The sequence below is a fragment of the Actinocrinis sp. genome (assembly GCF_035946395.1).
GTDB lineage: Bacteria > Actinomycetota > Actinomycetes > Streptomycetales > Catenulisporaceae > Actinocrinis.
Map to the genome: position 1 here is coordinate 1 of NZ_DASYZI010000116.1, position 10,684 is coordinate 10,684.

Annotated in this window: 8 protein-coding genes; 5 read left to right on the plus strand and 3 right to left on the minus strand. The window is 68.4% G+C overall.

The features are described 5' to 3' along the window. The 3 genes from VGS97_RS07475 to VGS97_RS07485 all read right to left on the minus strand — a co-directional run. Positions 1–1,139 (minus strand): S1C family serine protease (locus tag VGS97_RS07475; RefSeq protein WP_326852518.1); only part of this gene is annotated, 1,139 nt, incomplete at its 3' end. A 537-nt stretch (positions 1,140–1,676) separates the two neighbouring features. After that, positions 1,677–3,248, minus strand: coding sequence for a HAMP domain-containing sensor histidine kinase (locus VGS97_RS07480; protein ID WP_326852519.1), 1,572 nt, complete (start codon positions 3,246–3,248; stop codon positions 1,677–1,679). After that, positions 3,245–3,931, minus strand: coding sequence for a response regulator transcription factor (locus VGS97_RS07485; RefSeq protein ID WP_326852520.1), 687 nt, complete (start codon positions 3,929–3,931; stop codon positions 3,245–3,247). Before VGS97_RS07485 ends, VGS97_RS07480 begins: the two co-directional genes overlap by 4 nt. A 307-nt stretch (positions 3,932–4,238) precedes the next feature. On the opposite strand from VGS97_RS07485, the gene VGS97_RS07490 reads away from it, so the two are divergent. The 5 genes from VGS97_RS07490 to VGS97_RS07510 all read left to right on the plus strand — a co-directional run. Continuing rightward, complete coding sequence (locus VGS97_RS07490; RefSeq protein WP_326852521.1) at positions 4,239–5,921, plus strand: DUF4192 domain-containing protein; 1,683 nt, start codon at positions 4,239–4,241, stop codon at positions 5,919–5,921. 65 nt (positions 5,922–5,986) lie between these two features. Further along, positions 5,987–6,742 (plus strand): NUDIX hydrolase, encoded by a 756-nt coding sequence (locus tag VGS97_RS07495; RefSeq protein WP_326852522.1) that lies wholly within the window; start codon positions 5,987–5,989, stop codon positions 6,740–6,742. 525 nt (positions 6,743–7,267) lie between these two features. Beyond that, the gene (locus tag VGS97_RS07500) at positions 7,268–8,560 is read left to right on the plus strand and encodes an ATP-binding cassette domain-containing protein (RefSeq protein WP_326852523.1); all 1,293 of its coding nucleotides are present in this window, start codon (positions 7,268–7,270) and stop codon (positions 8,558–8,560) included. Between the two features lie 215 nt (positions 8,561–8,775). Continuing rightward, positions 8,776–9,750 carry a hypothetical protein gene (locus VGS97_RS07505; RefSeq protein WP_326852524.1) on the plus strand — a complete coding sequence of 325 codons (975 nt, stop codon included), beginning with the start codon at positions 8,776–8,778 and terminating at the stop codon, positions 9,748–9,750. Positions 9,751–9,872: 122 nt separating this feature from the next. Then, the coding region (locus VGS97_RS07510) for a FadR/GntR family transcriptional regulator (protein WP_414641660.1) at positions 9,873–10,684 on the plus strand (812 nt) is incomplete at its 3' end.

Below are 10,684 nucleotides of genomic sequence, written 5' to 3' on the forward strand. Positions count from 1 at the left end.
TCGCCGACCTTGATCCCGGCCTTGTCCGCCGCCCCGCCCGCTGACACCGTCTTGACGGCGGCACCGGCCTGCGTCGCGGAGGTGTCGGGGTCGGCGACGCTGACGCCGAGCAGCGAGTGCGCGGCCTTGCCGGTCTTCATCAGCTCGTCCGCGATCCACTTGACCTGGTTGATCGGTATGGCGAAGCCGAGGCCGATGGAGCCGCTCTGCGAGCCGCCGAAGGAGCCGCCGCTCGCCGTCGCGATCGCCGAGTTGACCCCGATCACCTTGCCGTTCATGTCGACCAGCGGACCGCCGGAGTTGCCCGGGTTGATCGACGCGTCGGTCTGGATCGCGTCGAGCACCGACTGGGTCGAACTGTTGTTGTTCTGCGAGCCGCTGTCGCTGGACGGCACCACCGGGCGGTTGAGCGCCGAGACGATGCCGCTGGTCACGGTGTTGGAAAGGCCCAGCGGCGCGCCGACCGCGACCACGTCCTCGCCGACCACGACCGACGAGGAGTCGCCGAGGGAGGCCGGTTGCAGCCCGCTGGCCCCGCTGGCCTGGATCACGGCGAGGTCGCTGGACTGATCAGTGCCGATGATCTTCGCCGGGGTGATCTGGCCGGTGCCGAAGGTGACGGTCATCGTGTCGCCGGACGAGACCGCGGCGACCACGTGGTTGTTCGTCAGGATCTTGCCGTCGGACGAGATGATGATCCCACTGCCCTCGTCGCCCGAGCCGTCGCTGCCGGTCACCGAGATGGTCACGACGGACGGCAGGATCTTGGCCGCCACCGCGGTCACGGCGTTGGCGTTCGGCGAGTTGGTGTTGAGGCCGTTCGCGTTGCCGGTGTTGGTGGAACCGGCGAGCGATGAGGCCGTGGTCGTGCTGTCACCCTTGACGGCATAGGTTATTCCGGCGCCGAGGCCGCCACCCACCAGACCGGCCAGGATCGCCACGGTGATCGCCAGCCGCGCACCGGAGCTCTTGCCCTCGCGGGGCCCGGAGGCCGATTCGGGCGTGCCGTAGGGCGGGAGACCGGTGGGGGCCGGCGTAGCCCAGTTGGGCGGCGGCGGGGCGCCCGGAGTGCCCTGCGCGGGTGCGCCGCCCCAGCCTTGCGCTGGGAACGGAGGTGGCGGTGTGGGAGTACCCCACATCGGTGCAGGGGGTACAGGCGCTGGCCCGGCAGGCGACTGGAGTTGCTGGTTGATCGGCTCAGTCGGCCGTGCCTCCGGCGCGGGCTGTGACGGCTGGGGCTGCTGAGTCGGCTGAGGCTGCGCTGGCTGAGGTGGTGTCATCTGAGGCTGAGCCATCTGAGGCGGAGTTGGTTGAGGCTGCGTTGTCTGGGGCTGGGTCGTCTGAGGCTGAAGGACCCGCGTGGCGTCCAGAGGCGTGGCCTCGGCTTGTGAGGCGGGCTGCGCAGGTGCCATTTGAGCCGTCATATCGGCCGCGGCCAACTCGGCCTGTCCCGGGTAGGGCGAGGGCGACTCGGGCCACGGCGGTGTGTCAGGCGTCCCGGCCCCGGCGGCAGGTATGTCGGGCATCGCCAGCGGTGCTGAGCTCGGCACTGCATCCGCCGTCTCGTCCGCCGGCTCGGTCGCGCGATGATCAGGCGTCTCGGTCATGACTGTACTTTCTTCCAACTGTCTGAGATGGGGCTGAGATGGCTTGGAGAACTGGATGTGGAATTGAGCCTACGGAGTTCCCACCGCCGGTGCCGCCCCGTTTGAGCTGCCCGGAGCAGTCGGCGTCGGTGTCTTGGGCGGCTCGTTCAGGGAGAGGCCGCCCACGCCTGGCAGCCAGACGCCGAGCAGCGCGCCGCCGCCCGGCGCCCGCGCCGCGGCGACCCTGCCACCGTGGTTCTCGGCGACCTGCCTGACGATGGCGAGGCCGAGACCGGAGCCCGACATGGTGCGTGCCTCGGGAGAGCGGTAGAAACGCTCGAAGATGTGCGGCAAGTCCTCGTCGGCGATCCCCGGCCCCTGGTCGGCGACCTGGAGCGCGCCCTCGCGCAGGCTCACCGAGACCGTGCCGCCGGGTGGCGACCACTTCGCCGCGTTGTCCAGCAGGTTGGTGACCGCGCGCTCCAACGCCGCCGGATTGCCCTGGAGGTACCACGGTGTGAGCTGGACGTCATACGTGAGCGATGACGCGCGTCGCTGCACCCGCTGTACCGCGCGCTCGACGACGTCCGCGAAGTCGATCTGCTCGATGGCGTGAACCGGTCGCTCGTCTCGGGACAGCTCGACGAGGTCCGAGATCAGTATTGAAAGCTCCTCCATTTGGGCGCGTACGTCGTTCATCAGATCAACGCGGTCCTGCGCGGACAGCCGCGGATTGTCCGGTTCTGCCATTGCCTGCGCGAGCAGGTCGAGGTTCGTGCGGATCGACGTCAGCGGAGTGCGCAGCTCGTGCCCTGCGTCGGCGACGAGACGTTTCTGGTAATCCTGCGACCGTGCGAGGGCGACGAGCATCGTGTTGAAGCTGGTGGTCAACCGGGCGAGCTCGTCGTTACCCGACACCTCGATCCGGCGCAGGTCACCCGTGTTCGCGATGTATTCGGTCGCGACCGTAAGCCGTGCGACCGGTCTCAGGGCGGCGCGGCCGACGAAGAAGCCTGCGGTCCCAGCGATGGCGATGCCGAACAATCCCACGAGCACGGACGCAAGCCCCAGCGTGTGCAATGTGGCCTGCGTGGGAGCCAGGGAGGCGGCGAGAACAAGCGTCGAACCGTTTCCCAGGTGCGCGGAGATCACGCGGTAAGCACCACCGCTCTCGACGACCGTGCGTGTGTTCTGGAGGTAGCGGCCAGCTGCGACGTCGAGTTCAGGCTGTCCTACAGGTGCCGCGGGTTGCACGGTCATCACATGACCGTTCATCGTCACCTGAATGGTCAAAGGCACTACCGGCGTGCCATCCGGTTCGATGATCGTCTCCTGCACGCCGAGCGCGTTGAGAAAGACCGCCACGTCTCTGTTGGTCCCCAGTTGGTCGGGATTCGCCAGCAGTGACGAGGTGGCCGCGAAGGCGGCGCGCTGGAAGAGATCCTCATCGAAACGAGTGTTGATCTCGTTGCGTACGACTATGTAGCTGACCATCGACGCAATGGTCAGCGTCAGACCGACGGTCACCATGACCAGCAGAGAAACGCGGCCTCGCAGCGACATGCCGCGCAGCGCCGTGCTTATCGATCGACTGCTCGGCTTGGTCCGCAGGGGGTTCTTCACCGCCTTCGGCCGCTTCCCCCGGCTCGCGGCGGCAGTCACGGAGCGGTCTCCCGGAGGGCGTAGCCGATGCCGCGTACCGTGTGAATCAGGCGCGGCTCACCCTCGGCCTCGGTCTTGCGGCGCAGGTAACCGATGTAGACCTCAAGCGAGTTCGCGGTCGTCGGGAAGTCGAAACCCCAGACCTCCTCAAGGATCTGAGCCCGCGTCAGCACCTGCCGGGGGTGGCGCATGAGCAGTTCGAGCAGGTTGAACTCGGTGCGGGTCAAGCGAACCGTGCGGTCACCGCGGGTCACCTCGCGAGCGGCGCTGTCCAATGACAGGTCGGCGAAGGTCAGGACGTCCTGCCCGGCCGCGTAGGCGGACTGGGTGCGGCGCAGCAGGGCACGCAACCGGGCCAGCAGCTCTTCGAGCGCGAAGGGCTTGGGCAGGTAGTCGTCAGCGCCGGCGTCGAGGCCCGCGACGCGGTCCGAGACGGCGTCACGCGCGGTGAGCACAAGGATCGGCAGGTCCTCGCCGGCCGATCGCAGCCGACGGCACGCCTCCAGGCCGTCCAGCCGCGGCATCATCACGTCAAGCACCGCCGCGTCGGGCCGGTTCCGCGCGATGGCCTCCAGGGCGGCGAGCCCGTCCGGGGCGACGTCGACGTCGTAACCGTTGAACGCGAGCGAGCGGCGCAAGGAGTCCCGCACCGCCTGATCGTCGTCAACCACCAGAATCCGCATGCCCGAAGTGTCACTCGGCGCGCTGAGAAGGGCCTGAGACTCGCCGAAAACGTGACTGTATTGCCGTGCCGAGGCCGCTCGATCCTCCTTTCGTCGCATTAATACGTCCCCCGTCACTCACTCATCAGATGATCGATTGCGCTGTTCAGGCGAGGCTCACTATCCACAAGGGGTGGTTATCCACAGACGGCCAAAAAACTTACCCACGGGACTTGCCAACGCGTGATCGTTGTCTCAGGACGGCTGCGACGAGCACCGTCCGATCCGCCGATCGGCGGCGGAGACGACGCGAGGGAGGCATGGCGCGATGAGCGTGACGACGGTTACCACGACGGGAAGCACGTGTTGCGGCGGGCGTGGTTGCTCGGGGAACGGCTGCAACGGCTGCGGGGACGGTGCAACGGCCGAGCCGTTGGCGGACCGCTTCGACGGGTTCCAGTTCGGCGCCGGCGGCGGCGCTGAAGTGGATGCGCTGGCCGGCCACCTGGACTGCGGTTCGGACGGTGCGGTGCGGCTGGGTTCCCCGGCCGAGGTGACCGCCGCGATTCCGCACTTTTTCGGCTTTCATCCGGATTCGAGCGTCGTCGTCCTCGGCCTGAGCCGGTCCGAGGGCGATGGCCGCGCCGCCATCAGCCACGGGCTCAGGGTCGATCTCAGCACGGCGACTCACAGTCCGGCGGCGTTCGGCCGCTGGGTCGCCGGGTGCATGGTGAACACCGGCGCGAACGAGACGTTGTGCGTGATCTATCCGCCCGAGGGTGGCCCGGCTCGCATGGCCGACTACCGGCGCGTGGTCGCTGGAATGTGCACGCCGCTGCGCGTCGCAGGCGTCGCCCCACTCGACGTGCTGTTCGTGGCGGACGGACGGTGGTGGTCGTTCCTGTGCGACCGGCAGGCCTGCTGCCCGCTTGAAGGTTCGCCGGTCGATGCCGGAGCGAGTGCCATCGCCCCGCTCAGTGCCTACTCCGGGCTCGCTGTGCTGCCCAACCGCGCCGCGCTGGCGGCGGGGCTGGAACCGTACGGCGCGGACATGGCCGAGCGTATGCGCGCGGCCTGCGACGCAGCCCTGGACCGCATCGCCACCGAACACGCCGGGCGCCATCCCGAACTCGAATCTGAACCCGAACTCGATCCCGCTTACATCGTCGACTGCGCCAGCTCCGGCGTCACCTGCTGCTCCACCGCAGCGTCGCTCACCGACGAGCCCTTGATCACCCCGGATGGGCACCTCAAGAGCTACGACGAGCCTGATGGCCGTCGCGGCCTTTCGGCGACCACTCCCGTGTTCTCCGACGCCGAGACCACCGCTACCGCCGGAGCCCCGCATCTACTGGCCGACCCCCACGCCCTGGCCGGTAGCACCGGATGCCAATGCCGCCCCATCGGTGACCACACAACCACGGCCGCAACCACAACCACAAGCACGACCACGACCACGACCACAGACAACGTCCCGGCTTCGCTTCGGCGGCCGGTCGCCGCCCCGCAGATGCTCGATTTCGAATGGGCTGACGTCGCCCGCGCCTGGCAGCTCGCAGACAGCCTGTGCGACGGCCAGGTCCCGCCGGACCGGGCTCTCGACGATGTGGCGGCGGGCGAACTCCTTATCGGCCTCACGGATGTTCGCGTGCGCGATTATCTGGCCACCTGGTGCGGTGATGACCGCGCGGGGCAAGCGGTCGCGCTGAGCGTCGAACTGGCCCGCCGTGCCGTGACCGCCGAGCAGGCCGCCGCGGCGTTCTCCATCGCGGCGTGGGCGGCGTGGGCGCTCGGCTGGGGTGCCTGGAGTCGGCTCTGCCTGGAACGTGCAGGCAAGGCGGTGCCCGGTTACGCGCTCGCCACGCTGATCAAGCAGGGGCTGGAGCGAGGAGTGGGGCCCGACCTCGTCCGCGAGGCGGCCAAGGGAACTGCGCGCCGCTTGAACGAGATGCGCGCCGTTCATGCCGACGCAGTTGAGCGGGAGTCGGTCCGGGCACGGAAGGCGCTGTGACCGGTGGCGCGTAAGAACTCTTCGTCACTGGTTATCGTCATTCGGACGATATACGATGCGCGTCCATGGCGACCTCACCGAGTCCGGCAGGTTACGACCCTCGCGATTGGCCGCCGTTCGCGGTCACTGTGGACCTGGTTGTCCTCACCGTTCGCGATGGTGCTCTCTCGGCTCTGGTCATTCGGCGGGGTGAGGAGCCTTACCTGGGCTGCCTGGCACTGCCGGGCGGGTTCGTTCGCGAGGCCGAGTCACTCGATCGGGCGGCCGCGCGGGAACTGGCCGAGGAGACAGGGCTCGCCGAACTGCCCGTGCATCTCGAACAGCTGGCCACCTACGGCACGGTGGATCGCGATCCGCGGATGCGGGTCATCTCCGTCGCCTACCTGGCGCTCGCCCCCGATCTACCGGCCCCGCGGGCCGGCGGGGACGCCGTGGCCGCGGCGTGGACACCGGTCGCCGCGCTCCTCCCTGCGCTGTTCCCGAGCGTGCCGCATCCCGCCGCCACCGGTGCGGCTCTCGCCTTCGACCACGCCAGGATCCTGGCCGACGGCGTCGAGCGTGCGCGGGCCAAGCTGGAGTACTCGCCGCTGGCAGCCGCGTTCTGCCCTGTGCAGTTCACCGTGGGCGAGCTGCGCAGGGTCTACGAGGCGGTGTGGGGCGTCGCGCTCGACCCCCGCAACTTCCACCGCAAAGTCACCGGCACTCCGGGATTCCTGATCCCGGTCGGCGATACGACCGCCCGCCAAGGTGGTCGCCCGGCGCAGCTCTTCCGGCTGGGCGACGTGACCCTGCTGAACCCGCCAATGCTCCGACCGGCTTAGCCGCTCAGCCGCTCCTGTAAAACAGGGATCGGATAAGGCCGCGGGGTATGGCACCTGTGATCACAAAACGAACGACTGTCCGCAGATCACAAGGCGAAGGGCCACCAGCGCACCGAGCAAAGGGCCACCAGCGCACTGGACGTACGCGGACACCGGGCATACGCGGACACCGGGATACGCGGACGGCCTGAAAGCGCAGTGAGCGAGCGTCGGATTGTCTGCACGCCGGGTGACGCGGCCGACCGGCGATTGCAGCGAGTGTGCGTGGGCCGTCTGGACATCGGGTGTATGCGGATGATCCGACAGCGTGGATGACATTCGACGGCGCAGCAAGCATGCATGACAGACGACGTGACTGCGGCTCCCGCTTCTTAATCCGTACTGCTCCTAATCCCCACTGCCTAGCACGGCCTGCTAAGCACGGCCTGACCTGATACGCAAGCCACTCCACCGGCGTACGTTCGCCCCGTTCGCCGCGCCCATGCGGGTGTATTTCCGGCGAAGCTGAGCGTGTCAGCCTGCCATGTGCGAAGACCCCACCCGACGATCAGGAGGAACCAACAGGAGGGACCGGCCGAGCAGGTCGTCAACCCTGCGGGTCATCAACGCAGCCAGGAGGCGCCGGGCGTGATCGAGGCCATCGACCTGACGGTACGCCGGCGCGGCCGGATCGTTCTCGACGCGGTCAGCTTCGACGTGCGGCCCGGTCAGGTGACCGGGGTGCTCGGTGGCACGGGGGCCGGCAAGACCACGCTGTTGCGCCGGATGGTGCAACTCGAACGCGGCGGTGGGGAGACCCTGTTCGACGGTAGGCCGTACCGATCGCTCCGGCACCCGATGCGCGAGGTCGGCGTGTTGCTCGATCCATGTGTCGGACATCCCGACCGGACAGTGCGCGGTCAGCTCCGCCTCGCTCTTGCGACGGACCGGCGTGCCGCGCGGGACGGGGACGACGTGGGCGGCTGGCGGCGGTTCGCCGATCGGCTTGTCGTGAGCCGCAGGCGAAGTCCCGCAGAGCGGATCGACGCTGTTCTGGACATCGCCGGGCTGATTGAGCACGGCGGCACGCCCTTGTCCGACCTGACCGACGGCATGGCCACCCGGCTCGGCATCGCGCTCGCGTTGCTGGGTGATCCCAGGGCGCTGCTGTTCGACTGCCCGGAGCGTGGTCTCGAACCGGAGGGCGTGGCGTGGCTCGGGGCGCTGTTGCGGGCGTTCACCAGCCAGGGGCGTGCCGCGCTGGTCACCGGGTCGGATACCGAGACGCTGGTCGGGCTGGCGGATCGAATCCTGCTGCTCGACTCCGGTTACTTGGTCGGCACCAGGACCACGGAGGAGGTGCTGCGTGCGCCGACCGGAGCAGCGGTCATCGTGAGGTCCCCGCAGATCGTCCGGCTTGCGGCGATCCTCGCGGAGGCCGGGGCGCGCAGCACGCAGAGCGAGGGCGCCTGCCTGGAAGTGCGCGGGCTGGACCGTGCACGAGTCGGGGACTTGGCGTTCCGGCACAATATTCCGGTGCATGAGCTGTCCGAGCACTTCACCGGATCCGATCCGGCGGACGTGGTGCTCGCGGCGTGCTCGGGACGGAGCAGGCCGATCGTGCCGGTCCAGGGCTTCCCGGAACTCGCTTCGGGAGCGATGGCAGGTGCCTGTGCCTGTGCCTGTGCCTGTGCCTGCGCCAGTGCTGGGTGCCATGGGCACCGTGCCGGGAACGGCAGTCGAGTCGTTGCGTGCCTCGATGACTGCATCGCCTATCGAGCCAGTGCCCGCGTCCATGACCGCATCAGCCATCGAGCCAGCGCCTGCGTCAATGAATGAATCGGTGGTTGAGTCAGCGGCTGCGTCGGTTGCTGCTCTGGCCGTCGAGTCGGTGGTTACATCGGCAACTGCCGCGCACGAATCGTCCTCGGCAGGCAGCTTGCCGGCGGCGGCAGCGGAGGCGGAGGCGGATCGGTGAGTCCGTTTGGCGAGGCATGGGGCGAGAGTGCGGAACGCGCGTTGACGGAACCGTCGGAGGAGCCGGAGGCCGGACGGTGAGAGCTTTTATCTCCCTGATTTCCATGATCGGCAGCGTCATCAGTGCTGTTCGGTACGAGTTGGCCAGGCTGCGCGGTATTCGGTCAACGCGAGGTGCGGTGCTGTCGGCACTTGCTGGCTCGGCGCTGCTCACGCTTCCTGCGGCACGTCACATGGTCGGACTCATGCATCCTTTTCCACCGTTGCCGAGCCCGCCGCATCCTGGCCGTGGCAATCCCGATCGTGCCTTTCTCGACCATGCGTATCCTAAGCACGTGTATCCCAATCAAATGTATCCAGATCACGCCTATGCCAGTCGTGACTATCCTGGGCATTCTCAGCTCAGCCACGTGATCGCCCTCGCTTCGCAGCACACGCCGATGCATGCTGGCGGGGCGTGGGTGGTCGCCGGGGGAGTGGTCGGCATAGTGCTGCCTGGTGCCGCCGCTGTCTGGGGAGCGGCCTGGTTTGGGGCGACATCCATCGACTATGAGTACCGCTATCGCGGGGGAATACTCACGTTCACGCTCGCGCCTCGCCGTGACTCTGTGCTCATCGCAAAGGCCATCGTTGCGGCGGGATTCGGCGCCTTGCTGTGTCTGGGCACGACGGCTATCGCCTACGGCACCGCTGTGCTGGGTTTCCGGGTCGCTGGCACGCCTGTCGCCCTTCCGGTCCCGCTGCTCGTTCCAGGGCCGCGTGCGGTCGCCGTGGCGGCGCTTGGCGGTGCGCTGGGGGTTTTCGGCGGTGCGGTGTTGCGGGCCCGGTTGGTCACCACCGTGTCTGCGGTCTTGGGTTGTGTGCTCGTCGGGGCGTTCCTTCCACGGTCATCGAGCCTCGCGATGCCGTATCTGGGCAAGGCTGCGCGGTACGTCGTCCGCTTGGTGCCTGGGGTGACTTACACCGCCGCCTTGGACTTGCTGCTTGTTTTGCCGTTGACGGTACTGGTGCTTTCGGGACTGGTCGCCGTACGGCGACGTCGAGTCGTCTGACCTCGGGGCGCCGTGACGGATAAGTGCCATTTATCACTCGGTTGAGTGCATTCCGTGACAATAGTGAGTAAATGGCGGCTGGAGGCCTCAAGCCGACTGGTGGGAACGCCGACCAGTTCAGCATGAACACCGTCTCCTCAGTCACCTCCGCGACCTTTCAGGCCCGTCCGGGCGGCCTGGCCGCTTCGGCTTCGGCCCGGGTCGTCGAGGCGCATGCCTACCCGCTCGGTACCCCGCACGGCACCGCCGTGTTCCCCCGGGCCGCCGCACAGCGCGGCCGTGGCCTGCACGGCCAGCTCGTCCAGCAGCTCGGCCAGATGATCGTGGCCGGCGAGCTCGGCGCGGACCGCCCGCTGGTTCCCGAGGAGATCGGCCACCGCTTCGAGGTCTCCAGGACCGTCGTGCGCGAGTCGCTGCGGGTGCTCGAAGCCAAGGGCCTGGTCTCGGCGCGGCCGAACGTGGGTACCCGGATCCGGCCGGTACACGAATGGAACCTGCTCGACCCCGACGTGATCGAGTGGCGGGCACTCGGGCCGTTCCGTGCCGATCAGGCCCGTGAGCTGGCGGAGCTGCGCCAGGCCTTCGAGCCGCTGGCCGCGCACCTGGTAGCCGCGCAGTCGGCGCACCTGCCGGAGATCGCCAGGACCCGGATGGTCGAGTTGTCCGAGCTGCTGACGGAGGCCGCAGCGGCCTGCGACCCGGTCGCCTATCAGCGTGCGGACGCGGAACTGCACGCTCTGCTGCTGCGCGCCACGGACAACCGGATGCTTGAGCACCTCGCGGCCGTCGTCTACGGCGCGCTGGAAATCACCGGCGTTCGGCCGTTCGGGTGCAGCCCGGACGCCGGAGGCGATCAGCACTCCACGTTGGTGGACCGCGTGCTCGCGGGTGACGGCCCCGGCGCCGCGGAGGTGCTGACCAGCCTGCTTAGCCG